Annotated in this window: 26 protein-coding genes, 1 tRNA gene, 6 pseudogenes and 1 other annotated feature; of the genes and pseudogenes, 5 read left to right on the top strand and 28 right to left on the bottom strand. The window is 45.2% G+C overall.

Going from position 1 to position 26,075, the window contains the following annotated elements; genetic code table 11:
- Positions 1–61: 61 nt before the first annotated feature.
- The 20 genes and pseudogenes from nusB to fabZ (JCM2765_RS10300) form a co-directional block, all read right to left on the bottom strand.
- Positions 62–484, bottom strand: a complete 423-nt coding sequence (gene nusB / locus JCM2765_RS10395; RefSeq protein ID WP_082405091.1) for a transcription antitermination factor NusB — start codon at positions 482–484, stop codon at positions 62–64.
- Positions 481–924, bottom strand: a complete 444-nt coding sequence (locus JCM2765_RS10390; protein WP_054736575.1) for an Asp23/Gls24 family envelope stress response protein — start codon at positions 922–924, stop codon at positions 481–483. The genes nusB and JCM2765_RS10390 overlap by 4 nt, the downstream gene beginning before the upstream one ends.
- Positions 925–959: 35 nt before the next feature.
- A pseudogene (efp, locus tag JCM2765_RS10385) lies at positions 960–1,519 on the bottom strand (elongation factor P).
- Between the two features lie 91 nt (positions 1,520–1,610).
- Positions 1,611–2,666, bottom strand: a complete 1,056-nt coding sequence (locus tag JCM2765_RS10380; RefSeq protein ID WP_054736573.1) for a M24 family metallopeptidase — start codon at positions 2,664–2,666, stop codon at positions 1,611–1,613.
- 62 nt (positions 2,667–2,728) lie between these two features.
- Positions 2,729–3,025 carry a 50S ribosomal protein L27 gene (gene rpmA, locus JCM2765_RS10375; RefSeq protein WP_054736572.1) on the bottom strand — a complete coding sequence of 99 codons (297 nt, stop codon included), beginning with the start codon at positions 3,023–3,025 and terminating at the stop codon, positions 2,729–2,731.
- Between the two features lie 23 nt (positions 3,026–3,048).
- Positions 3,049–3,378, bottom strand: a complete 330-nt coding sequence (locus tag JCM2765_RS10370) for a ribosomal-processing cysteine protease Prp (RefSeq protein WP_054736570.1) — start codon at positions 3,376–3,378, stop codon at positions 3,049–3,051.
- A 19-nt stretch (positions 3,379–3,397) separates the two neighbouring features.
- Complete coding sequence (rplU, locus tag JCM2765_RS10365) at positions 3,398–3,706, bottom strand: 50S ribosomal protein L21 (protein ID WP_054736568.1); 309 nt, start codon at positions 3,704–3,706, stop codon at positions 3,398–3,400.
- A 22-nt stretch (positions 3,707–3,728) separates the two neighbouring features.
- Positions 3,729–3,806 (bottom strand) — a sequence feature (ribosomal protein L21 leader region).
- A 71-nt stretch (positions 3,807–3,877) separates the two neighbouring features.
- Positions 3,878–4,636: an acetyl-CoA carboxylase carboxyltransferase subunit alpha gene (gene accA, locus JCM2765_RS10360; protein ID WP_225352067.1), complete on the bottom strand. Its 759-nt coding sequence runs from the start codon at positions 4,634–4,636 to the stop codon at positions 3,878–3,880.
- Positions 4,633–5,493, bottom strand: coding sequence for an acetyl-CoA carboxylase carboxyltransferase subunit beta (locus JCM2765_RS10355; protein WP_054736564.1), 861 nt, complete (start codon positions 5,491–5,493; stop codon positions 4,633–4,635). Before JCM2765_RS10355 ends, accA begins: the two co-directional genes overlap by 4 nt.
- Positions 5,493–6,868: pseudogene (locus JCM2765_RS10350) on the bottom strand (acetyl-CoA carboxylase biotin carboxylase subunit). The gene JCM2765_RS10355 and the pseudogene JCM2765_RS10350 overlap by 1 nt, the downstream one beginning before the upstream one ends.
- 9 nt (positions 6,869–6,877) lie before the next feature.
- Complete coding sequence (fabZ, locus tag JCM2765_RS10345) at positions 6,878–7,327, bottom strand: 3-hydroxyacyl-ACP dehydratase FabZ (protein ID WP_082405090.1); 450 nt, start codon at positions 7,325–7,327, stop codon at positions 6,878–6,880.
- Positions 7,328–7,338: 11 nt separating this feature from the next.
- The gene (gene accB, locus JCM2765_RS10340) at positions 7,339–7,812 is read right to left on the bottom strand and encodes an acetyl-CoA carboxylase biotin carboxyl carrier protein (RefSeq protein ID WP_054736562.1); all 474 of its coding nucleotides are present in this window, start codon (positions 7,810–7,812) and stop codon (positions 7,339–7,341) included.
- A 2-nt stretch (positions 7,813–7,814) separates the two neighbouring features.
- Entirely contained in the window at positions 7,815–9,047 is a 1,233-nt protein-coding gene (gene fabF / locus JCM2765_RS10335; RefSeq protein WP_054736560.1) for a beta-ketoacyl-ACP synthase II, read from the bottom strand.
- Positions 9,048–9,059: 12 nt separating this feature from the next.
- A pseudogene (locus JCM2765_RS10330) lies at positions 9,060–9,793 on the bottom strand (3-oxoacyl-ACP reductase family protein).
- Positions 9,794–9,795: 2 nt separating this feature from the next.
- Positions 9,796–10,728: an ACP S-malonyltransferase gene (locus JCM2765_RS10325; protein ID WP_054736558.1), complete on the bottom strand. Its 933-nt coding sequence runs from the start codon at positions 10,726–10,728 to the stop codon at positions 9,796–9,798.
- A gap of 1 nt (position 10,729) precedes the next feature.
- Entirely contained in the window at positions 10,730–11,680 is a 951-nt protein-coding gene (gene fabK / locus JCM2765_RS10320; RefSeq protein WP_054736556.1) for an enoyl-[acyl-carrier-protein] reductase FabK, read from the bottom strand.
- On the bottom strand, positions 11,680–11,928 hold the full coding sequence (locus JCM2765_RS10315; protein ID WP_054736554.1) for an acyl carrier protein: 249 nt from the start codon (positions 11,926–11,928) through the stop codon (positions 11,680–11,682). The genes fabK and JCM2765_RS10315 overlap by 1 nt, the downstream gene beginning before the upstream one ends.
- 51 nt (positions 11,929–11,979) lie before the next feature.
- A complete protein-coding gene (locus JCM2765_RS10310) occupies positions 11,980–12,957 on the bottom strand; it encodes a beta-ketoacyl-ACP synthase III (RefSeq protein ID WP_054736551.1) in 978 nt (325 codons plus the stop codon).
- Positions 12,958–12,970: 13 nt separating this feature from the next.
- Entirely contained in the window at positions 12,971–13,429 is a 459-nt protein-coding gene (locus JCM2765_RS10305; protein ID WP_082405089.1) for a MarR family winged helix-turn-helix transcriptional regulator, read from the bottom strand.
- 69 nt (positions 13,430–13,498) lie between these two features.
- A complete protein-coding gene (gene fabZ, locus JCM2765_RS10300) occupies positions 13,499–13,942 on the bottom strand; it encodes a 3-hydroxyacyl-ACP dehydratase FabZ (RefSeq protein WP_054736550.1) in 444 nt (147 codons plus the stop codon).
- Positions 13,943–14,377: 435 nt separating this feature from the next.
- Between fabZ (JCM2765_RS10300) and JCM2765_RS10295 the strand changes: the two genes are divergently transcribed.
- The 3 genes from JCM2765_RS10295 (at position 14,378) to JCM2765_RS10285 (ending at position 16,494) form a co-directional block, all read left to right on the top strand.
- Positions 14,378–14,647, top strand: coding sequence for a hypothetical protein (locus tag JCM2765_RS10295; protein ID WP_054736546.1), 270 nt, complete (start codon positions 14,378–14,380; stop codon positions 14,645–14,647).
- 153 nt (positions 14,648–14,800) lie between these two features.
- Positions 14,801–15,127 (top strand): hypothetical protein, encoded by a 327-nt coding sequence (locus JCM2765_RS10290; RefSeq protein WP_054736544.1) that lies wholly within the window; start codon positions 14,801–14,803, stop codon positions 15,125–15,127.
- A 308-nt stretch (positions 15,128–15,435) separates the two neighbouring features.
- The gene (locus JCM2765_RS10285; protein ID WP_054736542.1) at positions 15,436–16,494 is read left to right on the top strand and encodes a type I restriction endonuclease; all 1,059 of its coding nucleotides are present in this window, start codon (positions 15,436–15,438) and stop codon (positions 16,492–16,494) included.
- A 252-nt stretch (positions 16,495–16,746) separates the two neighbouring features.
- On the opposite strand, the pseudogene eutJ reads toward JCM2765_RS10285, so the two are convergent.
- A pseudogene (eutJ, locus tag JCM2765_RS10280) lies at positions 16,747–17,603 on the bottom strand (ethanolamine utilization protein EutJ).
- Positions 17,604–17,802: 199 nt separating this feature from the next.
- Complete coding sequence (locus JCM2765_RS10275) at positions 17,803–18,282, bottom strand: AP2 domain-containing protein (RefSeq protein ID WP_054736541.1); 480 nt, start codon at positions 18,280–18,282, stop codon at positions 17,803–17,805.
- Between the two features lie 557 nt (positions 18,283–18,839).
- Between JCM2765_RS10275 and JCM2765_RS10270 the strand changes: the two genes are divergently transcribed.
- Positions 18,840–18,913 (top strand) — tRNA-Arg (locus tag JCM2765_RS10270).
- Positions 18,914–20,181: 1,268 nt separating this feature from the next.
- Here the strand turns inward: JCM2765_RS10270 and JCM2765_RS10260 are convergent.
- From JCM2765_RS10260 to miaA, 6 genes and pseudogenes are all read right to left on the bottom strand, one after another.
- Positions 20,182–20,688 carry a hypothetical protein gene (locus tag JCM2765_RS10260; protein ID WP_054736537.1) on the bottom strand — a complete coding sequence of 169 codons (507 nt, stop codon included), beginning with the start codon at positions 20,686–20,688 and terminating at the stop codon, positions 20,182–20,184.
- 14 nt (positions 20,689–20,702) lie between these two features.
- Positions 20,703–21,632, bottom strand: coding sequence for a hypothetical protein (locus tag JCM2765_RS10255; protein ID WP_054736534.1), 930 nt, complete (start codon positions 21,630–21,632; stop codon positions 20,703–20,705).
- Positions 21,625–22,512, bottom strand: coding sequence for a hypothetical protein (locus tag JCM2765_RS10250; protein ID WP_054736532.1), 888 nt, complete (start codon positions 22,510–22,512; stop codon positions 21,625–21,627). Before JCM2765_RS10250 ends, JCM2765_RS10255 begins: the two co-directional genes overlap by 8 nt.
- A gap of 238 nt (positions 22,513–22,750) precedes the next feature.
- Positions 22,751–24,089: pseudogene (gene glnA / locus JCM2765_RS10245) on the bottom strand (type I glutamate--ammonia ligase).
- Between the two features lie 47 nt (positions 24,090–24,136).
- Positions 24,137–24,519 (bottom strand): annotated as a pseudogene (locus tag JCM2765_RS10240) (MerR family transcriptional regulator).
- Positions 24,520–24,598: 79 nt separating this feature from the next.
- Entirely contained in the window at positions 24,599–25,522 is a 924-nt protein-coding gene (gene miaA / locus JCM2765_RS10235) for a tRNA (adenosine(37)-N6)-dimethylallyltransferase MiaA (protein WP_054736530.1), read from the bottom strand.
- A gap of 106 nt (positions 25,523–25,628) precedes the next feature.
- Here miaA and JCM2765_RS16740 point away from each other — a divergent pair, with 106 nt between their 5' ends.
- Complete coding sequence (locus JCM2765_RS16740) at positions 25,629–25,805, top strand: DUF3042 family protein (RefSeq protein WP_082405087.1); 177 nt, start codon at positions 25,629–25,631, stop codon at positions 25,803–25,805.
- Positions 25,806–26,075 lie beyond the last annotated feature (270 nt).

Raw genomic sequence — 26,075 nt, 5'->3', positions numbered from 1 at the left:
CAAAAAACGAACCAAAGCAAACACTGCTTTGGTTCGTTTTTAAGCAAGCTTAAGCCAAAACCTAATCTTGCGTTTCGATTTCGTGTGATAACACACCGTTGATAAACCGGCGAGAACGATCATCACTAAATTGTTTTGATAGTTCCAGTGCTTCGTTGACCGCCACGCGCTTTGGAATGTCAGTTTGATATTCCAATTCGTAGAAGGCAAGTCGTAAAATCACCAAGTCGGTTTTCGCGATTCGGGGTAACGTCCACCCAGTTGTCAGATACTTTTTGATCAAGTCATCCAACTGTGCTTGGTTCGTCAACACTCCCGAAACTAATTGATCCAGATATGGCGGTACCGTGACTGGTTCGTCATCGGAATCAGTCAATAACTGCCGGTAAATCACCTGTTTATCCGCCTCAGGATTAGCATTCATTGCAAAGAGCGTTTGAAAGGCCCGAACGCGAATCTGGTGCCGTGTTAACTCTTCTGTCACTTATCTTCACCATTTTCACTTTCATCGTCGTCATCAAACAGGTTATTTGGATCAACTGCTTGAGTCGTTTTTTCCGGAATCACGCCTTCAATATGAACGTTAACTTCACTAAGTCGTAAATCTGTCATAAACAGTAACTGTTGCTTGACCTGCTCTTGAACAGCCAATGCGACTTTCGGCACCGACACACCGTAATTGAGATAGGCATACACATCAACGGACAACGTTTCATCCGTGAATGACAGCTTAACGCCCTTACCGCGTTCTTTTCGGCCAAATAATTCGTTAACACTGTTCGCCAGCGAACCCCGCATCCGGGCAACCCCGTCTACGTTACTAGCAGCAATGCCAGCAATGATTTCAAGAACTTGTGGTGCAACTTCGATATTCCCTAAAGCGGGTTCAGTTGCCTCTAAAACAATATTGGTATCTTCAGCCAATGAGTGAGCCTCCGTTTCAAAAAAAGGTCAGATGCTTAGGCACGTGAAATGTAAGAACCGTCTTGCGTGTTGATTGATAACTTGTCGCCTTCGTTAACGAAAAATGGCACTTGAACAACTAAACCAGTGTCCATCGTTGCGGGCTTTGAACCACCAGAAGCGGTGCTCCCCTTGATGCCTGGTTCAGTTGCGACAACCGTCAAAACAACCGTGTTAGGTACTTCGATGCCTAAGGTTTCGCTACCATATTGAACTAAACTAACTTCCATGTTTTCTTGCAAGTAGAGTAATTCGTTCTTAATTGCGTCGTCAGGAACGGAAACTTGTTCGTAGTTGTCCATGTCCATGAAGACCCGTGAATCGCCGTCAGCGTACAAATATTGCATCTTACGGGTGTTGATTGGGGCTTGTTCCATCTTGCACCGGCCCGGAAAGTCTTTTCTTGAACGGCACCTGTCCGCAAGTTCTTTAACTTAGAACGAACAAACGCGCCACCCTTACCTGGCTTAACGTGCTGGAATTCAACAATCCGCCAAATTGCGTTGTCAACTTCGATAGTTAAACCGTTTTTAAAATCCGCTGTAGAAATAGCCATAACGATAAATTCCTCCTCAAAATCATTCAGTTATTATAATAGCAATTATACGCGTTAGATTGCAAGCTAGCGACTGAATTAATTCCCTATTTTATAGGATAATTAATCCGGTATCACTCGCTGTCAAAACTTCGCCATGCGTTGCTTGTACCAAAACGTCATCTTCAATGCGAACACCACCAACATTGGGTAGGTAAATCCCAGGTTCAACGGTAACAACTTGATTGACCTGTAGTGGTGTTTGTGCGCGCGTATTAATGTCCGGTCCTTCGTGGATCGCCAGGCCGATTCCGTGACCAGTTCCGTGGTTGAAATAGGAGCCGTAACCGGCCTCAGAAATAATTTGACGGCCAATTTGATCTAATCGCTGCCCGATCACGCCTGCTTGAACAGCTTCAATAATCGCACGTTGCGCGTCTTGGACAACCTGATACACTTCTTTTAACTGCGTCCCAGGATTCCCAACCGCAACGGTTCGCGTCAAATCTGACGTATAGCCGTCAACGAAGTAGCCAAAATCAATAGTCACAAGTTCGCCAGCTTGAATCAACTTATCACTGGCAGCCCCGTGCGGCAATGCCGATCGATAACCACTGGCAACAATCGTTTCAAAGCTCGGCCCACTTGCACCTAACGTTTTCATGATGCAATCGAGTTGGTTCGCAACCCACCGTTCGCTGACCCCCGGTTTGATAACGGGTAAGAGTTTTTCAAACCCTTGGACCGCTAATTTAGCAGATCGAGTGAGTATCTCAACTTCTTCAACCGACTTAATCGTTCGCAACCGTTCAATTACTGCATCGACTGGTACAAGGACCATGCTTGTCAACTGCTTTAACCGAGCGAAAGTCCGGTAGGCAAGCTGATCCTCGAATCCTAGGGTCGTCACTTGGTGCTCGTGAGCTAACCGAATTGCCACCTCAAGATAGCTACGCGTAATGGCCACCTCAAATGGGTGTGGCGTTGCAGCAAGCGCCGTTGCGTACCGATCATCCGTGACGAGAATCGTTGTTTTAGCCGTCACCAAGACGAGACCATCACCATCAAAACCAGTGAGATAGCCCATATTAACCGGATCCGTCACTAATAACGCATCGATGCCTAATTGTTTAAAGGTTAGTTGCAGCTGTTGGAGTCGAGTTTCCACGTTATCCGCCTCGATTTGGAGAATTTTTTCAAAATAAAAAGGCCCCAGGGGCCTTTTTATTGTTATCTTGCTGCGGCTTCTGATACTGGGTATACAGAAACTTGGCGCTTGTCACGGCCCTTACGTTCGAAGCGAACGACACCGTCGACCTTTGAGAATAACGTATCATCGTTACCACGAGAAACGTTAACACCTGGGTAGATGTGCGTCCCACGTTGACGGTAAAGGATTGATCCGCTGGTAACAGTTGAACCGTCAGCAGCCTTCGTACCGAGACGACGTCCGGCAGAATCACGACCGTTGGCAGTAGAACCGCCCCCTTTATGGTGAGAGAAGAATTGTAAGTTCATTTCTAACATTGAGTTTCACCTCCATAAAAGATTTATCGAATTAGGATGTAATCCGAATATTGTTTTTCAACATCTAAAAGTCCATTTTCAAAACTTTGTAACAACGCCTGACTGATCCGTTCTTGGATGTAGTCATCAACTGGTGGCATCCGGAGACTTAAAAAGCCGCCTTCATCCGGCTTCGATACCACGATTGGGGTAACCGAAGCGACGGTTGATAATCCATTGACGGTACTGATCGATAAGGCAGATACAGCGGCACAGACGATATCACTACCGTAAGGGCCACTATCCGCATGACCGGTCAGCTTAAAGCCGACAATCCGATTAGCGTCATCGTGTTCAAATGTTGCTTGTATCATTGTGAATCACCCACATTAATTAGGCGTTGATTGCGTCGATAACAACCTTGGTGTATGGTTGACGATGACCAACTTTAGTGTGTTGACCCTTCTTAGGCTTGTACTTGAAGGAAACAACCTTCTTTTCACGGCCTTGCTTTTCAACAGTCCCGGTAACAGTTGCACCATCGACTAATGGGGCACCAACCTTAGTGGCGTCACCACCAACGAAAACAACTTGGTCAAAAGTGACCTTGTCGCCTGCCTTGGCGTCTAACTTTTCGACGTAAACAGCTTCACCTTGTTGAACACGGTATTGCTTACCGCCAGTTACGATAATTGCGTACATGTATGTGCACCTCCTTCATAAAAGTTTCACTCAGACTCGCCGAGAACAAGTGTCGGTTAACACCGAACTTAAAACTTGGCCCGTGCGGTTGTAGCTGTGGAAGTCCACAAATACAACAAATTGCATTTTACTAGAAAAAACGACCAACGTCAACCCTTTCAGGTCCTAAACTTAAAACTTTCTGAAAAAGTGTTGCCGTTCTTGAAGCCGTTCCGCCGTATCTTGTGCACTGAGTTGAGTGAGTTCCGTTATAATTGCTTGTTTTAATTTTGGACTGCGTAACCACGCGTCCGGAATAATTCGGTGAATCGCATGTTGCTTCAGTAGCCATTCTGGGGTGAGTCGCATCAGTTCAGCGGCTTCATCAGCCCGATGCGCATCCTTCCACATGATTGCAGCGAACCCTTCTGGAGATAAAATCGAATACATACTATTTTCTAACATCCAGATTTGATCTGAACAAGCCAACGCTAAGGCACCGCCCGAACCGGCTTCACCAATAATAATGGTTAATATTGGAACGGTGATTGCTAACATCTCGCGGATGTTCTTGGCAATCATCTGCCCCTGACCGGCTGCTTCGGCATCCGCTCCAGGATAAGCCCCCGGCGTATTGATCAACGTTATAATAGGAAAGTTTAACTTTTCCGCTAAATGCATTACTCGAAGCGCCTTACGATAGCCAGCGGGTTCGGGGCTCCCAAAGTGAGTCGCTAACCGTTCTTCAAGGGTGTTGCCCTTTTGGGTCGCAATGATTGCCACCGACTGGCCGTTTAAAGTTGCTAATCCAGCAATAATTGCGGAATCATCACCCGTTAACTGGTCACCATGGCATTCAAAAAAATCATCGACTAACGCTTCGATGATTTCGGTTGTATTGGCCTTTTGATCGCTTCGAGCACCAGTTACGATTTGTGAGGTTTGTGTCATTTTATGGTCCCCCATTTCGGTGCGTTAAAAATCGTCAGTAACTGACCCAGACGTTTGGCAAGTTGATCACGAGGCACAATTTCATCAATGAAGCCGCGTTTTAAGCTATTTTCAGCACTCTGAAAATCGTCCGGTAACTGCTTATTGATGGTTTGTTCGATCACCCGTTTGCCCGTAAAACCAATCAGCGCCTGTGGCTCAGCTAAGGTGATATCCGCTTGCGTCGCAAAACTAGCGGTGACCCCGCCAGTCGTTGGGTCCATCAGAACCGAAATATACGCAAGACCGGCATCACCATGCTGGTTGACGGCCTGAGAGATTTTCGCCATCTGCATCAGCGAATAAATGCCCTCTTGCATCCGCGCACCACCAGAGGCGGTCAGGAGCACCACCGGTAGTTCTTGCTCAGTTGCCCGCTCAAATAACCGGGTAATTCGCTCACCATTGGCGGTTCCAAGACTCCCCATGATGAATAACGGGTCCATGATTCCCAACGCCGTCTGTTGACCATCGATCGTTGCAAGGCCAGTGAGCACCCCATCTTTAAGATGAGTGGTGCTCTGGGCTTTTTTCAATTTCGCTTCGTAATCCGGAAATTGTAGTGGATCATCAGAACTAATGTCGGCATCCCACTCCTCAAAGTGCTTCGTCAGCATCTTAAGTCGCCGGTGTGCCGTTACTCGAAACCCGTACCCGCACTCTGGACAAACTCGGTACTGGCCAGCTCGTTTAAAGTAAAAACTGGCGTGACACCGAGGGCACTGCATCCAAATACCATTAGGCACCTGTGCTTGGTAGTGTTTCAAAATCGATAATGATTCCGATGAAAACCGCTTGACGTGTTCACCAAACGACATTACGACACCTCCTTAACCAATTGTGATTTAAATCTTGGTAAGAAAGCTTCTGTTACATAGTTCGTCGTCGCCGTACCCGCTTGCACAGTCGGATCGCTTAACAGTGCCGTTAAAAAGAGTTGGTTGGACGCAATACCACTTAACTCAAATTCAGACAACGCTTCAGTCAACTTGGCTAAGGCTTCAGCATAAGTACCGCGTGGGCAATTAACTTAACCACCATAGAATCGTAAAATGGTGAAATCATATCACCACTGGTAATGCCACTATCAACCCGAATACCGGGGCCACCTGGTAATTTCAGTTGCTTAACGACCCCAGCTTGTGGCATAAAGTCCAAGTTCGGATCTTCGGCATTGACCCGCGCTTCAATTGCAGCGCCATTCAGTTGAATGTCGGCCTGTTCAAATGGTAATGGTTCACCGGCAGCAACGCGAATCTGTTCTTTGACGAGATCCACGCCGGAAACGGCTTCGGTAATCGGGTGTTCAACTTGAATCCGGGTATTCATTTCCATGAAGTAGAAATGGTGGTCTTGATCCATCAAGAATTCAATCGTTCCGGTGTTGAGGTACCCGATTTGAGTCGCCGCCCGAACCGCAATCTGCTGTAACGTTTCGCGCTCAGTTGCCGTCATCGTCACGCACGGACTAATTTCAAGCACCTTTTGCTGTTTACGTTGCAGTGAGCAATCCCGTTCCGGAAACGCCACCACGTGACCAAATTGATCTGCAAACACCTGAACTTCAATGTGCTTAGCCGGCGCAACAATTTTTTCCAAATACATCCGGCTATCGCCAAATGACAATTCAGCTTCCTGAGTTGCGTCCCGGTAAGCTAAAGACAGCTCATCCGGCGCTTCCACACGACGAATGCCTTTACCACCGCCACCAGCGGCCGCTTTCAACATCACAGGGTAGCCCACTTGATCGGCAATCGCTAAGGCATCGGCCTCATCCTTTAAAAAGCCGGTACTGCCAGGAATAACTGGCACGTCAGCCGCCTGCATTTGACTTCGGGCATTGGCCTTGTTACCCATCAACGCGATGGTTGCGGGTTTGGGACCGATAAACGTAATCTGGCACGTTTCACAAAGTTCGGCAAAATCCGAGTTTTCCGACAAGAAGCCGTACCCCGGATGAATCGCTTGGGCGCCGGTTAACACCGCTGCACTCACAATGTTTTGCATATTGAGATATGAATCGGCAGGCTGTGGCCCACCAACACAAACAGCTTCATCCGCTAACTTGACGTACTGAGCATCCGCATCCGCCGTTGAATACACGGCTACTGATTGAATACCAAGTTCCCGTAATGCCCGAATAATCCGTACAGCAACTTCCCCACGATTGGCAATCAATACTTTTTCAAACATGCTTGTCACCTACCCGATCATGAAGGTGAGGTCTCCGGAGCAAACTTTGTGGTCATCAACGTAGGCGATTCCGTGACCGAGCCCTGCGTTACCGCGAACCTTATCCAAAGTTACTTCTAACCGAAGCGTATCACCAGGCTTAACCATCTGACGGAATTTGACCCGCTTTAACCCACCAAAGTAAGCCGTCTTGCCCTTAAATTCATCAAGGGTCAACAGGGCAATCGCCCCGGCTTGTGCCATGGCTTCAACAATTAAAACGCCAGGCATCACTGGGTTACCAGGAAAATGGCCTTGAAAGAAGGCTTCGTTGACCGAAACGTTCTTCTTGGCAATGACACTTTCCCCTGGCACAACGTCCAATACCCGATCCACTAACAGCATTGGGTAACGGTGTGGTAAAATTTTTTGAATCTCAACAACGTCTAACGTTCTTGGTTCTCTTGCTTCTTCTGACAACTTCGTTCACCTCATTTAGATACTTTAAACAGTGGTTGATCAAACTCAACGACTTCTTCGTTTTCAACTAAGATCGACGTAATCGTTCCAGCAACCTTACTCTTAATTTCGGTCATCATCTTCATGGCTTCAATCACACAAACCACTTCACCAACTTGAACCATGTCACCAACCTGCTTGTATGCTGGTTTATCTGGTGACGGTTGTAAGTAGATGACGCCGACAAGCGGTGCCTTGATTGCTTCTTCATTGGCGGCTGAATCAGTTGCTGATTTAGCCGGTTTAGTCGTATCGGCCGCGGTCACCGCTGGCACGTTACTCGTTGTTTCTGGTGCTACCGCTTTGACCGGTGCTTCACTCGCTGAATGTTGCGTCGTTCGATTCTTATTCAGGTACAGGTGAAGATCTTGGTAGTTTAAATCAATTTCACGAATATCGCTGGCGTCAATTTGATCAATAATGGCTTGAATTTCTTCCAAAGTCATGACTAATCCGCCCACTTTCTAAACGCTAATACGGCGTTGTGACCACCAAACCCAAAGGAATTGCTGATAGCATAATCCACAGCGGTGTTGCGGTTATCGTCGTTGACTAAGTTGACGTCACAGTTAGGATCTTGTTCCGTCAAACCAACGTTAACTGGTAACTGACCAGCTTGAAGGGCTGAAATCGTGGCAACTGCTTCAATTGCGCCCGCAGCACCTAGCAAGTGTCCCGTCATACTCTTGGTACTTGAAACCAACACATCACTATCTTGGCCAAATACTTGGTTGATAGCAGCCGATTCCGCACTATCGTTGCCCATCGTTGCAGTCCCATGTGCGTTGACGTAACCCACTTGCGCTGGCGTAACGTCTGCTTCATCGATAGCTAACTGCATTGCTCGCGCAGCTTGTGTCCCGGCTGGATCTGGTGACGTCATGTGATAAGCATCTGAGGTTGCACCGTAACCCACAACTTCACCTAAGATTTCAGCACCACGCGCTTGGGCATGTTCGAGCGATTCCAAGATCAATGTCCCGGCACCTTCACCCATCACAAAGCCCAGCCGATTGGCGTCAAATGGTAATGAGGCTTTGGTTGGATCCGTGGCCGTTGACAACGTTGACAATGCCGCAAAACCGGCAATCCCAATTTCGTTGATGGAGGCTTCAGAACCACCAGTAATCATCACTTGCGCGCGACCTTCCTTAATTTGACGGAAAGCTTCACCGATAGCGTTGGTCCCTGAGGCACAGGCCGTCACGATGGTGGTACAAATGTTCTTAGCGTGGTAACGAATCGCAATGTTACCCGAGGCCATGTTCGAGATCGCCGTTGGCACAAACATTGGCGATACCCGTTGAGGGCCCTTCTCATTCATCTTAGTAACCTGTTCTTGAATGGTCGTTAAGCCACCGATTCCAGAGCCGTAGATCACACCAAGCTGTTCAGCTTCCGTATTCTCTTCAGTGATTCCGGCTTGTTCAATCGCTTCGGCAGTTGCATACACCGCGTACTGACTGAAGGTATCCATCCGCCGAAGGTCCTTTTTACCTAACCGAGTCAATGGTTCGAAATCCGTTAATTCCCCAGCCAACGTAATGCCCGTTTCACTCGCATCAAAGTGCGAAATTGGGTTAAACCCAACCTTCGAAGCAGCTAAACCTGCTTGAAATTCATGGACATCATTGCCGATTGGCGTGAGTGCCCCCATTCCTGTAATCACAACTCTTGGCATAGTAATCGCTCCTTATTGCATTGTTAAACCGCCGTCAATGGTGACGGTTTGTCCGGTAACGTAATCATTTTCTGCTAAAAACAGGGCAGCGTGCGCCACTTCTTCAACCTGGCCAAACCGCTTAAGTGGAATTTGGGCCAAAATGCCGTCTTTCACCTTATCACCCAATTGGGCCGTCATGGCGGTATCAATCATTCCGGGTGCAATGGCGTTGCAACGAATGCCCCGCATTGCGGCCTCTTTGGCAACCGATTTGGTTAAGCCAATGATGCCCGCCTTACTAGCAGCGTAGTTGGCTTGCCCGATATTACCAGTTAAGCCAATGACACTCGCTAGGTTAATAAACACGCCTGAACGCTGCTTGTACAATGGTCGCAAGCAGGCCTTGATCACGTTAAACGTTCCGGTCAAGTTCGTATCGATCACGGTTGCAAAATCATCGGTACTCATCCGATTGAGCAACTTATCGTTAACGATTCCCGCGTTGTTCACGACAACGTCAAGGTGATCAGTCACCGTGTAAATTTGGTCGATCATCGCCTTCACCGTATCAGGTTGGTAATGTCTGCTGAGATATCCCAACAGTCAACTCCCAACTGCTTAATGGATTGCACTGTTTCTTCACTAGCCGCATGGCGACCATTTAACACGATTGCCGCACCCTTCTTCGCAAAGGCCTGCGCAATTGCAAGGCCGATGCCCTGCGTACTCCCCGTGACGAGGACGGTTTTTCCTGAAAGTTCCATCGTTACTTCCCTTCCAACACCTTTAACGTGTCTTCAAGTGTTTCAAGACTATCAACATGGCAGTAATTAAGGCCCTTAACCGTTTTCCTTGCAAAACTCGTTAACGTCTTCCCCGGTCCCAACTCGATCACCGTATCCAATTGACCATCAAGCGTTTGTAACGCGGTGGCAAAGTGGGTCGTTGACACAAGTTGGGTCGTTAAAGTCGTCGTCATGTCTGCCGTAACAAATGGCTGTTGGGTCGTATTACTGATCACTGGGAACTGACCATCTTGCCAGTTGGTTTTTAAAAGCGCTTCGTGAAGCGGTGCCTGTGCCGGTTGCATCAGTGGGGTATGAAAGGCGCCACTCACGTTTAACGGCACGATTCGCTTCACGTCATGTTCAGTGAGGTAAGCGGTCGCCGCTTCAACGGCAGCGACTTCCCCACCAATGACGACTTGCTTTGGCGTGTTCACGTTGGCGATCGTTACGATGCCTTTCGTTGATGCGGCTTCACACGCTTCTTTAATCAAGTCCAAGGGCGTGTTCATCACAGCGGCCATTTGACTCGCCGTTTGTTCACTAGCTTGTTGCATCAATTCACCACGTAATTTCACCAACGTCAACGCGTCATCAAGGGCCACGTTACCCGCACAAGCCAAGGCACTGTATTCACCAAGACTAAGACCGATTCCCGCAACCACGTTGTCTAATTGTGGTTGGAGCACCTGATACAGGGCTGCACTCATGGCAACGATTGCTGGTTGGGCATACTGCGTCTGGTTGAGTAACGTTTCTTGGTCAGCGTCAAAATACAGTTTGGGTAAGTCAATCGACAACACGTCACTCGCATGATCGATTGCTGCCCGATAAGTTGCATTTTGCTCGTACAATGATTGGCCCATGCCCGTTTTTTGAGCACCCTGACCGCTAAATAATAATCCGATTCGCACCTTATTCACGTCCCATCAACTGATTGGCTTGGGTATAGACGTCCGCTAAAATGTCGGCGGCTGATTCTGCTTTAGTCACCATGCCGGCAACCTGACCAGCCATATAGGCGCCGGTCGTGGCATCACCAGTCAACACGGCATTTCGAAGACTACCATTTCCAATTTGTTCAACTTCAGTAAAATCAGGATGTGCCTTCGCAGCTTCCGCCTTTTCTAGGCGCATAAACTGCTTGGCCATCTTGTTTTTAAGCACTCGGGCTGGATGACCAGCATATTCACCGGTCACGACCGTGTCGATGTCCTTAGCCTTTAAAACCGCTTGTTTGTAGTCAGGATGAATCTTTGATTCAGTGGCCACCAAAAAGCGGGTTCCCATCTGCACGCCAGCAGCGCCTAGCATAAAAGCCGCGGCTAAGCCACGACCATCAGCGATACCACCGGCAGCAATCACAGGAATGTCCACTGCGTCAACAACTTGTGGCACCAGCGCCATCGTTGTCAGTTTGCCAATATGACCACCTGACTCCATGCCCTCTGCCACAACGGCATCCGCACCGACCCGTGCCATCCGTTTAGCTAACGCAACTGACCCCACAACTGGAATCACTTTGATGTTAGCAGCCTTAAACGCTGGTAGATACCGGGATGGATCCCCGGCACCCGTCGTCACAACGGTAATGTTATCCTGTTCCGCCAAAATCACCTCAACCACGTCAGCCACGTGTGGCGACAGTAGCATAACGTTTACCCCAAAAGGCTTATCCGTCAGTGACTTGGCAATTTGAATCTCGTCGTGAACGACTTGACCAGAAGCGTGGCCAGCACCGATGATTCCCAGACCGCCGGCATTTGAAACCGCAGCAGCTAATCGACCATCAGCGACCCAGGCCATCCCACCCTGAAAAATCGGGTAAGTCAGACCGAGTGATTGCATAAATGGCTCTAACGGCATTAGTCTTGTTCCTTGCCTAATTGGGCTTCAACGAACTTCACTAAGTCAGACACTGTTTCAATGCCTTCTTCAGTTTCAATCTTGATGTCGAATTCGTCTTCGATTTCGTTGATCACTTCAAAGATGTCCAAGCTGTCAGCATCTAAGTCTTGCTTGATGTTAGTGGTCATCGTTACCTTTTCAGCATCTTCACCAGTTTGTTCTACGATAATTGCTTGTACCTTTGAGAAAATTTCGTCGTTAGTCATAATATGTTATCCCCTTAATTAAATGTGTTTGAGTTGTGTGTTTAACTTAATTTAATACTGAATCAATTGAGTGCCAATCGTCAGGCCACCGCCAAACCCGCTTAACGCAATGGTTTGGCCACGCTGAATCGTCCCGTTGCGAACTGCTTCATCCAATAAAATTGGGACGCTAGCAGCTGATGTGTTGCCATAATTAGCAACATTGCTCAGAAATTTATCGGTTGGCTGTGCCAGTCGTTTCGCAATTTGATCAATGATGCGTTGATTAGCTTGATGAAGCAAAAAATAATCAACGTCCTTAACCATTAAAGAACTTGCGGTAACCGCCCGTTCAATTGAACGGGGCACATCGTGCGTTGCAAACTTGTAAACCGCACGACCATCCATTTCAAAATAGCGTTGATGAGGATCAGTCGCATCCGTTGCAAACGGTGACGTCACAGGTTGGTACCCTGCCGTTAACCGGTCACCTAATTCACCAAGTGTCTGCAAGTCGCTGGCCAAAAACTGGGAGGCTGTTTCATCAGATTGCTCCAACAACACTCCACCAGCGCCATCGCCAAACAAAACAGCCGTTGAACGTTCCTGCCAATCAACTAGCTTAGACAAGACTTCGCCGCCAATTAATAAGCCGCGATGACAGTCACCAGCAAGTAGATCCTTAGCAACCCGAAGACCATAAATGAACCCGGAACACGCCGCGCTCAAATCAAACGCAAACGCATGTTGTGCGTGAATTCGATTTTGAACGATTGCCGCCGTTGCCGGTGTCATATAGTCTGGTGACATCGTCGCCACGATGATGAAGTCCAAGTCATCAGCTGACCACCCGGATTGCGCGAGTAGCTGCTGCGCAACCGATGTACATAAATCAGCCGTTGTTTGACCAGTTGACACATGGCGCTGTCGAATCCCGGTCCGACTGCTGATCCACTCATCTGAAGTATCCATGTACTGTTTTAACTCGTCGTTTAAAACCACCTTGTCAGGAACTTCATGGGCAGTTTGCACAATTCTAATTCCTGCCATTCAACTAAACTCCTTACTTGTTGATCGTTGAATCTGTAAATTCCAGAAACGCCTGAAGGTTCAGGAGCGCCTTTTCAATAAACTGAACTTGAACATCGTCCATGTCTTGAATAAAGCTTTGAACCATATGCCGATGAAACGACTCATGAGCCCGAAAAATCAACCGACCGCGTCTGGTCAATCCCAGCCGAACGAAGCATCGATCATCGTCACTTCGAAGCCGAACGACATACCCTTTTCGTACCAAATGGTTGACCATTGTGGTTAAGGTTCCTGGGGTAATTCGCAACTGTTGCGCCACCTGCGACGTCGTCTTATGTTCATACATCGTAATGGCATCAATGGCGTGAACTTCCTTGATTGAAATATCTTGAAACCGACTCTTTTTCAGTTCGAGTTCTTCAACCCGTAAAATATCACCGTAAACCGTTGTCAACAATTGATTGATTCGCTTGATCGTTGAATATTCCACTGATACACCACCTATTTCGATTATCAAATAGTTCCAACATCAAAATAATAGCAGTGAGAAAGCCCCTCGTCAATCGGTTGTGCGCTCTGGCTCAACGATAAACATTAGTTCAGCAGTGAGGACAACTTCGTCCTTGACAACCGCTTCACAGCTAACAACGCCCATATTGTCACGTTGCTTCTTCATCTTTACTTTCAGTGCTATCTGATCAGACGCTTTAACGTCCTTTAAAAACTCGGCTTTAGAGATTCCACCCAAGTACGCCGTTTTATGCGCAAACGCTGGCGACTTTAAAATCAAAATCGAGGCTGCTTGTGCTAACGACTCAACGATCAAAGCTGAGGGCATGATGTATTCGCCCGGACGATAACCGTTCACGAAACTTTCATCTGCCGTAACATTCTTAATTGCCGTGATTGATTCACCGGCTACTAATTCGGTCACGCCGTCCATGTAGAAAATCGGAAAGCGGTTTGGAATTAGTGCCTGAATCTCTTGAGAAGTGAGCTGCATCGGTAACTCGACACCTCCTTGACAAAGTATTTCAAACATCAAAGTATTTGATGGCAGTATATTATTCTAATTTTGGGTAATTTGTCAACCCTTCCCCTGTAAACTGGTAATTACAAGCCGTTAAAACGCTTAATATACCGGGAATTTGCGCAATTTGGAAAAATAGTACTTTGAGTATCAAACTATTTACCCAATTAACTTGATTATCAAGGGGCTTAATCATTAACCGTTTTCCAGACTTTTCCGAGGTTGTTCCCCTGATTATCGGCCAGTCATTAGACCAATTATCCGCCGTTTTAACCGTCCTGTATTTGCCGATTTTAGTCTAAACTTCTGATTTAGATTATCTTAAATTTATAAAAAGTCGAGATTTACCCACACTTTTTTCACAACTTTCCAGTATAATTAAGGTATCAACTAAAGGGAGTGATACGTATGTCTGATCATAAATTTGATGACCACTCAGCAACAATTGCAACGAGCACCATTTTAAAGGCGCTTAACGATGCCCCGACGACACGCGACCTTGATGATGCGACTAGTAAACAGTACGCGACAGCCCTGGCAGCCATTTTAAACGACGAAACCGTCAAACGTTCGTTAGTTCGGATTGTGGTTCAAGAAATTGATTACTTACGTGATACGGATCCCGAAAAACATTTACCTGATCATCACACTCGAACTTCAATCGTAAAACTAGACTGAAAAGCGTTGCCGCTGGCGGCGCTTTTTTAGTGCCTGATTTTTATAACTTACTCATTGTCGCCTTTTCCGAATGTGTTTAAGTAACCGTTTTCTTACTATATATTTCTTGTTATAATGGAAAGTAAGCTAACTTAGATTGAGGATGTGATCAGTTTGAAGAACCAACAACCAATTGATGATAAAACGCTCCAACGCGAAATCACACAGCGTCAGGAAGCCGCCGATGAAATGATCGGCTCAAGTGCCGTTCCCCTGGGTGATTTGTTAAACAAGAAGTTTCTTCGCGAAAACACCACTGCCCATAATTTCGAGGAATTCTGGGACCGGGGTCATTTTAAGGATGATGATCCTAGTAACGCAACGCCGGAAGAACTCGATGCCTATGTGGCATCAGTAAGTGACTTTGCGACGTATCATGATTTATTGGATGCGGCTTCTAAGGCGTATATCATTCATAAGCTTGAGTTGGATAAACATTAGTCTATTTAGGAGCACTTCTGTTAATGAAGTGCTTTTTTGTGTCGCTGCTACTTTCCTTTCAGCTTTTGATGGTACACGAATTTTTCAAAATTGGTTGGTATTGCTGATGACACACTAATTATTTGCATATGATTTTTGTGAAGTAAGGGTTAAAATATACTTATAAGCGTAAGCGCTTTCTAAGCAACCTATGTATCAATCATTATGATAGAAAGCTCACCTATTTTCTAATACTGACTTCCAGTTATAACTGCTTGATATTAATAGGTCATAAATTAATTATTAAGGAGAGGTTATCATGGACAAGAATGAATTCGCGTCAAAAATCAAAGGCTTTAGCTGAGCAAATTGAAAACTTCCAAAACAAGTTAAATACAGAAGAAGCAACTAAGAATGCCCTGATCATGCCCCTATTTTCAGATTTAGGTTACAACGTTTTCAACCCAACTGAATTTGTTCCAGAATTTACCGCCGATTTTGGAAGCAAAAAGGGGGAACGCGTGGACTACGCCATCGTGATGAACGATGAAGTTCAAATTCTTGTCGAAACCAAAGAACTCTCCGACAATTTAGAAAAGAAAGATTCACAGCTTTTTAGATATTTTACAGCTACAAAAGCTAAATTTGGTATTCTTACAAACGGGGATACTTACAAGTTCTACACTGATCTCGAACAACCAAACGTAATGGATGAGCCCCCATTCTTGACCATCAAAATATCCGCAATTAAAGACTCTCAAATCAACGAACTTTTTAAATTTACTAAAGATAATTTTGATGTAGACAGCATTACCGATAGCGCTTCTGACTTGAAATACGTTGGTCTAGCTCAGGAATATTTTACACAACAGATGAATCATCCTGATGAGGAATTTGTCCGCTTAGTACTCTCACACATTTACGATGGCATCAAAACCCAACAAGTAATCGAACAATTTACCCCAGTAATAGCAAAGGGACTAAATCAAATCATCTCCGAACAAGTCAGCAGCAAGTTAAATCATGCGCTCAATCAAACTACCCTAGATACGTCCGAAAATGAACAGGACACACCTACTACATCTTCAGAAAAAGAGCGAAGTTCCATTGTTACTACCCCCGAAGAACTTGAATCATACGCCGTGGTCAAACTTATTATCCGTGATGTAATGGATACGAATCGGATTGTTTACCGAGATAACCATAGTTACTTTAATATCCTAATCGATGACAACAACCGAAAATGGGTCCTTCGTGTTTTCTTCAAATCAACTCGTAACTTTATTGTTCTAAACGATGATGACAATACAGAAATCAACTTTGATTCGTCTGTAGACATCTATGATTATGCAGATCAAATTAAAGCCATTGCTGCAGAGTTTAAGTAACCTGCCATCCATGGTAAAACTGCGATACTTTTCCCTTTTATAATTCAAATGGAAAGGTTACGAATAATAACGCATAACCTGTAGGCACGTTCGAATCGACTTTTCCTCGTGCGACCTTCGAAAAAAGTTTGGGGTCGCACGAAATCCATACACCAATTACATTACCAACAAACAAAAAAATAAAGGGAACCCCGAATTAATGGAGTTCCCTTTAAACTGGATATAATTCACCTTAACTAACTTTAGTGTTTGCTAGTCGTGATCGTACATCCCAATCCCCAGCGGCGTTACGAACTGCGGAAAATCAGGCTTAAACGACTTGAGTCCCAGAGTCTTACTAAAGGCCGGAATAAAGTCTTCGAAGTTGATCGCCCCGCCAACAACGACAACCGGTTCCTCAACCGCAACCTTAGGCGCATTCTTAGTGATTGAGGCCATCTTTTCAACAACTGGCCGGATAATTGGAAAGACTTCGCGTTCCTTCTTATTATCCCGCTTCATCAGTTCAGCTTCGTCGGAACTAATATGGTAAGCCCCGCCAAGAACCAATGTCATATGGAACCCGCCGGTAGCTTCATCGATTACTTCAATCAACTTGCCATTTTTAAAGATGCTGACCCCGGTAGTCCCACCACCAATATCAACAACGGTCCCAGTTTCATCCGCAAAAACTTCGCCGCTGCCGTTGGTTCATCAACCACATGACGACAGATAAATTCAGCGGATTCGATGGCGTTGGCCACAATTTTGGCGCTACCTTCACCCGTACCAGGTGGAATGGCACCGCAGGCAGTGGTTAACTCAACCCCCAACACATCCTCTGCTTTTTGCTTTAACCGCCGTAAAATTTGAGTCGTTTCAACGAAGTTAACAATTAACCCGTCACGAACGGCGTGGTCGTATTCAAATGCCCCGTAAATGGGGTTATCCTTCTCATCCAAGACCGTCAACACAATTGATGACGTCCCCAAATCGATCCCACAACGCAATTTTTCGGTTGGTTTTACCTTTCGAATGGCCTTGTCGCTGTTAACGACCTTTGCGAATTGATCGAGTACTTGGTTACTTTTGGTTAGATTAGCGTGTTGCTTGTGTTGCTTGGCTGTCATAACATCCCATCCCTCAATTAAATTCTGAATTTGTTAATAGTATAACATAGAAATGAAAGCCCTTTCTTGACCTTTTTTTCACGAATTTAAGCCATTTTTTCAGAAAATAATGCTACGAGACCCCACAATTGTGCTAATAGTTAAAAAATGATAGCCATCGACTGAAATCAGTCAACGACTATCAAGGATAAGTCATTGTTTAGTTCACTTGTTCACTGCGCTTCCAGTAAAATAACTCGGCGTGTTTTCGCGCTTCCACCGCCTCGGCCTTAGTATCATAACTCTTCAATAAAACGTAGTGTCTGCGATACATCAGCCGTGCTAACCACTTTTGGGTCGCCTTATCAAAGGAAACCCCGACCACACCAGAGGTATTGCGTGGCGATTCCTTCAGCGAGGATACCATGATGCCATCCTTGTTCCGCAAGTTTTGCGTATTGCCCATGTTTTTGGTAAAATCCTTGTTTTCGATGTAGCGCTTCCGAGCTAGTTCTCGTCGTAAGCATCCACAACTTCGAACGTAACCGCCCCGAAGCCGTGACCCATCCACCACAACGACGTTGCCGCATGAACAGCGACATTCCCATAATAAATCAGCGTTACGAGGATCTTGTCCCTTTTGCTGAAGGACCGTTAAGCGACCAAACTGCTTACCCGTCATTTCAATTTTTCTACTCAAATTGATCTCCCCATCCTTACATTGACAGAGAAGTTCGTTTCCCCCCGAACCTCTCACTATACCAACTTCTATTTTGCGACTGCCACCTCCAAGGTATTGGACCAAATGCAGCACATTCCGAACAATCCATTTAAATTGTTCAGAAACAAACTAGTCAAGTCACAAATCGCTCAAAAAAATAGTCCATGTGCTTCACTACTTTGATTTCGCTTTATTTTATCAAGAATAAACCGGGATTTCAATTGAAAACGATTCATTTTTGCAACAACCATTTCGCGCCGTTATACAACACCGGTTGGGATTGCTTAAAAGCCGAACAATCAATCAAAAAATGACTGAATTTTACATGAATTATCCATTGATAGTTCAACCATTGGGCCTATACCGGTTACCTATACCAGTCACCTAAAAGCAATTAATAATTATCATTTTTCTTGCATGTTACTCCTTTTACGCAAACAGATTGATACTACTGACAAGTGATGTCTGCTCGCTCACGATAGTCGTTGACTTCATCCGGTCAATATCTTATAATTATACATGTTCGTTATGAATATGACGCAGTAGCTCAGCTGGATAGAGCAACGGTCTTCTAAACCGTAGGTCGAGGGTTCGAATCTCTCCTGCGTCAGTCAATCAGGGACAATTTTCCCTTTGTTACTTCAAAAACGCCGATGATTCGGCGTTTTTTATTTTTGCATTCTGAAATAACCTCATTTACCTCAACTTCGTCCAGCAATTGTTGGCGAGGTTGAAAAACTATCCCGCCTCGTACGCTTCATTTAACATCTTAATAATTTCGATTACTTGTTCTGGGCCTCGAATTTTAAATGAGGTTGTTCGATACACGCTGTGTTCATTGTGGCCGCTTGGCAGCCGTTTCGTAACCACGCCATCAATCGGAATACTTTCATAAATGTGACTCGGAACACACCTAACATTTAGACAAAAAAGATCTTCCATATCACCGATGTCGCGTGGATTGACTTTACCAATTAAAATTTTAAACTGATCTTTGCGATCCATTCTTAATTCACGTTGACGGGAGTCGTTAAAATAAGTACTGATAAACATAAAATATAACATTTATTATCCTTTCATTGTTCACATTGACTATCCGATTGTCACTAAAACAGGTAATATTAACTCACCTAGTAGTAACTACTCAAACGAAGTCGAATTTGTTTTTTAATACGACCAAATTTCTCATCTATCGTCAGGCATGCTCACGGTTAATGTCGACTGAGTCCTCTTCTTGAGGCTTTTTATTTTGGGCTTTTATGTCAATCACAATTCTTTGATTTCTGATCCGGCATCTCACACAATTCGGTCAATTTTATTCGCATTGGAAACGGGGTGCGCCAAAAGCCCATGAAAATAAATCAGCCGCTTTACATTTTGCTTGATATAATCAATTATTAAAATTGGTCTATACTCTCATTTAATGGCCAATATATACAACTCGGCATTTGCTTGTTTTAGAATATATAGCGCTTATAGCAGTCATTTGCATACTACATCTTTTTCAGTTATTTTCGTTTGAAATCTACATTCATTTCAAAAATCGCTACAAATAAATTCACAATTATTCTTAAAAATCGATGTTTTTTACTTGCATTTCGTAAGTCATCAACTGATAATGAAACTGTAACGTAATTGAAACTTAACTTTGGAGGGATTGCCATGGTCTTTATTAGTTTCATTGCTGTCTTGTTCGTTATCGCTGGCGCATGGGAACTTTACCAAAGCCACACTCGACGACTTGCGCAGTCCAAACATTTCGCCACAACGCGACGCAGTTATGTTCAAGCATTTTTCCGGTTAATTCACCTCAGCTAATTTAAAACTGCACCGCATAAAAAAGAAGTTCGCCGATCAATCGACGAACTTCTTTTTATACTAATCAGTTAATTGAAAGGATGCACTCGCTACCGTTTCAATTTCCGCTGGGGTCAGTTTAAGATCAACCAACCCCCACTTCAAGAACAGGTGCCAAGCGTGCTCAAATGCCGTTTGCTGGCGTTCAAACAACGCCTGATCGACGAAGTGTCGAATCGCTAAGTACTGCTGACTTAAACTCTTAGCTGGCCGTTTTGCCATCAGCGCTGTTAATTGATCGTCATTCATCACGATCAAGTGTGACCAAGTCTGCCGTGCTGCAACGTTGAAAAACGCCGTCATGGTCGTCACATACTGCGCAACCAAGTCATCATGGTCAGTCGGCGTTGGCGTTTCACCTAACCGGTACCAACCAACCCGCTTCGCTAAATCACCCAGGGCAATGTCCAACGCTACGTAATCAACGCGTAACCCCTCTTCAGGCCGAATCGCAACCTGATGCGTATAGTTAAACTGGGTGCGATACTGAATCGCCGACTGTAATAATTTTGCTAAATCAAGTGTCACAATAAGCCTACTTTCTAAAAGACCAACGCATCCGAACGAATTTGTAATTCATCCAGGTTATCTAGGTACCAATCGCGCAAAAAGTCGTACGTTAACAGCACTTTGAACCAAGACATCTTTTCATCTTGATCTTGGACCGTTAAGCCCCACTTGGCCTGGCCGCTAGCAGTATGACTCGCAATCGTTAACGTGACGTCTTGAGGAAGCTGCAATGTGGCCCCATCTTGGGCGTGCATCAACATGTAATCTTGCTCAGCCGCTGCAACGAAGAGCTTATCAACCACTTCGCTGGACAACTCATTGGCTTGAACATAGTAGAACTCTTGGTTGCTGGTATCCAACAAGTTAAAGTCAACGTCAAACCCAAAGTCCGTCTTCAATGATTGACCAAAATCAATCAATAACTGGGTCGTTGACAAAATTTGCTCATTTTCTAGCTTGTCGTGATAGGTAATGATAAACAGTTGCGTAATAGCTTTACTGTTCATCCGCATGACCTGACGCTTCAAATTCAGGTAGAACAGCACTTCGCCAGTGACTTGCTCGGTATAATAAACACCACCAGTATCGTCCGCAGGTTGAAAGGCAAACGTCCCTAAATCACCCATAGCAGTAATCTGTTGGGTCAAGTGCTGAGTGGCTTCATGTGATTGCAGGGTAATCAAATCACCCTTGTCGTGCAATTCAAGCAGGCGACTCATGAAAATTAAATAGTAATCCGCTGTGTTGTACTGGTGTGGGAAAGTCACGAAGTCACTGTCCAATACGTAGACGGACAATGCCTGAGCTGCTTCAACCAACACACTCGGATCTTTGGTGTTGATCAGTTGGTCCATCAGTTCGGTAAATTTGATCCCGGTTTGAAGACCTTCCTTAACCGCATCATTATAAGACAACAAACGCCCGCTGGTACTCAATGTTGATGGATCAGTTTCATTAATCATCGGCTACCACCTTGCCCTTCCCAATCAAGTTTGTAAGGTAATCGGTATACAAGCTTTGATTGTGTGATTCAAAATGGCTAAAGTCGTCAAACGTTTGTTGGATACTTTGTTTCTCGTAGTTGAGGATCGTGTCCTCCTTTGATAATTCGAGAATGCGCTCGTCGTTATCCTTAATTTGTTTATTGGCGTTCATTGCGGCTTCGTCCTCGTCCGCCAATTGAGATAATTGATCGACGAGTCCTTGGCGTTCTTCCTTAACTTTACCAGAATCCCAAGGCAAGGTGCTCTTTGAACTGACATCCTTTAACTGTTGCCGAAGATCATCTTTTTGACGATCACGGTCATCTTGTTGTGTGATCAACTTTTGGAGTTCAGCGCTCTTCGCCGTAATTTCAGCAATATTATCGGTGTTATAACGTTGATGGAGTGGTTCTAAATCAAAGGTTCGCTTCAACTTACCATACTCGGTTTCGTCAAATTCAAACGCCACGTTTAACACGTCAAGTTGACCAAATAACCGCCGATCCCACCAATTACCAAAGTAAATATCAAATTGCCCTGACGTCACTTCATCGTAGTAGAAGAATGGATAGGTCTTCCCCAAGTAGTCAATTAGATTTTGACTCAAGTAGTGACTCAGTTCATCGTGAACGTCACTCACTAACCCTGATAATTCGAGGGTTTGGGTCGTCGACCGAGATTTCTTCACTTCTCGATCATAACGCGTTTTATCAATTAATTCATAAATCTGCCGATCATCACCGTCGTGTAAAGCGGCCTGCAGCGTTTGTAGATAATTAATTTTTTGACTGATCGATAAATCTAACTGCGCTTGTGCTGGATTGATCTCTTCGCGTGGTGCTTCACTATTACTTTGCATATTATCCCTCGTTTACGATTTCTCATCATATGTAACTAGTTTAATGTTAACGGAAAATGTGAGTTTAATAAAGGCCTTTCATTAAAATACCCGGAAATTTTCCGTTTACTTCCGGTAGGCTACTGTCGACACCCCTCAAAGCTGTCACTTCCTATTTTATTACGACAACAAAAACAACGCCAATTCATTTGACTGAATCGGCGTTGTTTTAAACTTTTATAATCTTTTAGTGACGGGATTAGTACAATTCCATGTACTGATCACGTTCCCACTTCGATACTTGAGTGCGATAAGCATCGTACTCTAAGTTCTTAGCTTCGATAAAGCTTGGGTACAAGTGTGGCCCCATGGCCTTCTTCATCACTTCGTCAGCTGCCAGATCCTTCAAAGCGTTGTGCAATGTATCCGGTAAGTTGGTGATGTGGCTTTGGCTCCGTTCTTCAGCGTCCATCCGGTAGATGTTACGATCAACGCTTTCTTCAGGTTCGATCTTGTTTTTCAAACCGTCAAGACCGGCTTCCAAGACCGCTGCAATCGCCAAGTATGGGTTAGCAGCTGGATCCACGCTCCGGACTTCCAAACGAGTTGAAAGACCACGTGAGTTTGGTACTCGAATCAATGGTGACCGGTTAGAACCTGACCATGCCACGTAAACTGGGGCTTCGTAGCCTGGAACCAACCGCTTGTATGAGTTAACCGTTGGGTTACAGATAGCTGTAAAGCTCCGAGCATGTTCAAGCAACCCACCTAAGAAGTAGTAAGCATCCTGTGATAATTGCAACTTACCCTTTTCGTCATAGAAGCGTTGCCGTCCTTGTGGAAGAGTGACATGTTCAAATGCATCCCGGAACCGTTAATGCCAGCTAATGGCTTTGGCATAAAGGTGGCATAAAGACCGAACTTCCGAGCAATCGTCTTAACGACTAACTTGAAGGTTTGAATGTTATCAGCGGCTTGTAAGGCGTCCGCATACTTAAAGTCGATTTCATGTTGACCAGGTGCAACTTCGTGGTGCGCAGCTTCAACATCAAAGCCCATATCTTCCAAGGTCAAAACGATTTCACGACGCAGTTTTCACCTAAGTCCATTGGGGCCATATCGAAGTATGAACCGTTATCGTTCAACTTAGTCGTTGGTTTGCCGTTTTCATCCATCTTAAATAGGAAGAATTCTGGTTCTGGTCCGATATTAAAGTCAGTAAAGCCGGCTTCACGCATGTCGTTCAAGACCCGGATCAAGTTGTTCCGTGGGTCCCCAGCAAATGGTTTCTTGTCTGGCGTGTAAACTTCACAGATGACACGGGCGATCTTGCCACGATCACTGCTCCAAGGGAAAATCATCCAAGTTGACAGATCTGGGTAGAGGTACATATCACTTTCTTCGATGCGTACAAAGCCATCGATAGAAGAACCATCAAACATCAACTTGTTGTCGAGTAACTTCTCAAGCTGTGAAATTGGTACTTCAACGTTTTTGATTGTCCCAAACAAATCAGTAAACATTAACCGTAAAAATTGAACATCTTCATCCTTAGCCATTTGACGAATGTCGTCTTTGGTGTAATCGTGTTTTGGCATAAAATCGCTCCTTGAAAGATAGTTTTTAAAATCAGCAAGCCACAAAGTTAGTCAAGAGGTCGCTGTGAATGTAATGACGTTCCAACGCCGCGGTCAAAGCCACTAATGTTCAGAAATTCATCGTGGAGAATTCGTCTTACATCACTATCAGTCAAGTTATCTTCTCGCCGTTCAGTTGCGCGTTTCTTCTGTTGCTCGTAGATGGCCTTGATACCAGCCATGTTGATGCCTTCAGCTAAATAGTCCTTGATCTCTAATAACTGATCAATATTATTCAGCGATACATTCGCCGGTTACCATCAGTTCGTTTCGGAATCACTAATCCTTGTTCCTCATAATAACGAATCTGACGGGCAGATAATTCAGTAAGTCGCATGACCGTCCCAATTGGTAGAACGGACTTTGATCGTTGCAATTCTTTTTCTGTCATCACATTCACCTCCTTTTGCATGGTTCAATAATACCACGATTTTAGTCAGTGTCAACACTTCATGTAATGTTTTATAACATCATTTGGATAACCAATCTGTCATGGCGTCTTCAATTTGGTCCTTAGCCGTTGGATCCGCTAATAGATCAAACCATTGGACCGGAATCTGGTGCCGAAACCAAGTTAATTGACGCTTTGCATAGTGCCGGGTGTCCTGCTTAATTTTATCGATCGCCATCTCACGTGTTATTTGACCATCAAAATACGGAAATAGTTCTCGATAACCAATCCCCTTGCCGGCTGCCAAACTTTGACCACCGGCATCGTAAAGTTGACGTGCCTCCGTTTCAAGCCCTTCATCGACCATCTGATCAACTCGCTGTTCAATTCGTTGATACAACCGTGCTCGATCAGTGTTTAACCCGATTACTAAAGCATCATAACGCGGGGTTAACGTTGTCTGTTGCTTCGAAAAAAGCTGGCCAGTTTGTTCGTAAACCTCCAACGCCCGCACGATTCGCCGTTCATTGCTGACCGGAATCTTTTCAGCTGCATCCGGATCAATTTGGTTCAAGTGATCCCATAATGCCTGTTGCCCGTTAGTCGCCGCATAAGCATGCCATTTTTTCCGAACTGATTCAGTGGCTTCGTACTGATCACCACCTAAATTCATATCGTACAGTAAGGCCTTCAAGTAAAAGCCCGTCCCACCGACAATAATCGGTAACCCACCACGCGCGGTAATTTGATCGATCAATTGGCGGCTTTCAGCAACAAAGTCGGCTACTGAGTACCGTTCATCAATTTCTCGGATATCAATTAAATAATGTGGCACCCCTTGACGTTCAACCGGCATGATTTTAGCCGTTCCAATATCTAACCCGCGATAAACCTGCATTGAATCCCCAGAGATCACTTCACCCTGGTACTGTTTTGCTATTTCAATTGACAGGGCTGTTTTACCAACCGCTGTCGGCCCAATAATGGCCAATACTTTTTTCAAAAAGATCACTCCACCATAATTTTGCGATTCACTGGATATTTTACCGAAAAAACGGCATAATATAAGTAACACAAATCAATTTTAACCTGTTAGGGGGCCTTTCTCAATGAAACATTTTGTAAAGGGATTTCTTTTTGGAACCGTTGCAACCATCGGTGCCGTTGCTGGCGCTGTCCTTTCATTCAAGAAACGCGTGGTTGAGCCAATCGAAGACGAAGAAGAACGTTTTGAAGACAACCGCAAGCGTGCCGCTCGGAAGAGTCGTTCCGCGCACCATGGTTAGAAATAAGTTATTGACTAAAGCTGCCGATTTCGGTGGCTTTTTTGTTTACACTGACGTTTGTGTCCAGCGTAAGCATGTTTAGTTTGTGAAGTACGGTGATTCTGGTTTTCTGATTGTGGGAGGATGCCGCGGGAGGCTCCGGCGCTATGCGGGGACTGGAACGCAGTGGCCAGCCTACGAGCTAGGAATGGGCAAAAAACGCCCATGCCGGATCTCTCCGGACTGGCGTATGACTAAAGCACTCGCACCCCGAACCCCACGGAGCACGAC

This window comes from Secundilactobacillus similis DSM 23365 = JCM 2765, assembly GCF_001311075.1.
Lineage (GTDB): Bacteria > Bacillota > Bacilli > Lactobacillales > Lactobacillaceae > Secundilactobacillus > Secundilactobacillus similis.
Note: the sequence above shows the minus strand (reverse complement) of the source record. Positions and strands in the feature narration are given on the sequence as shown.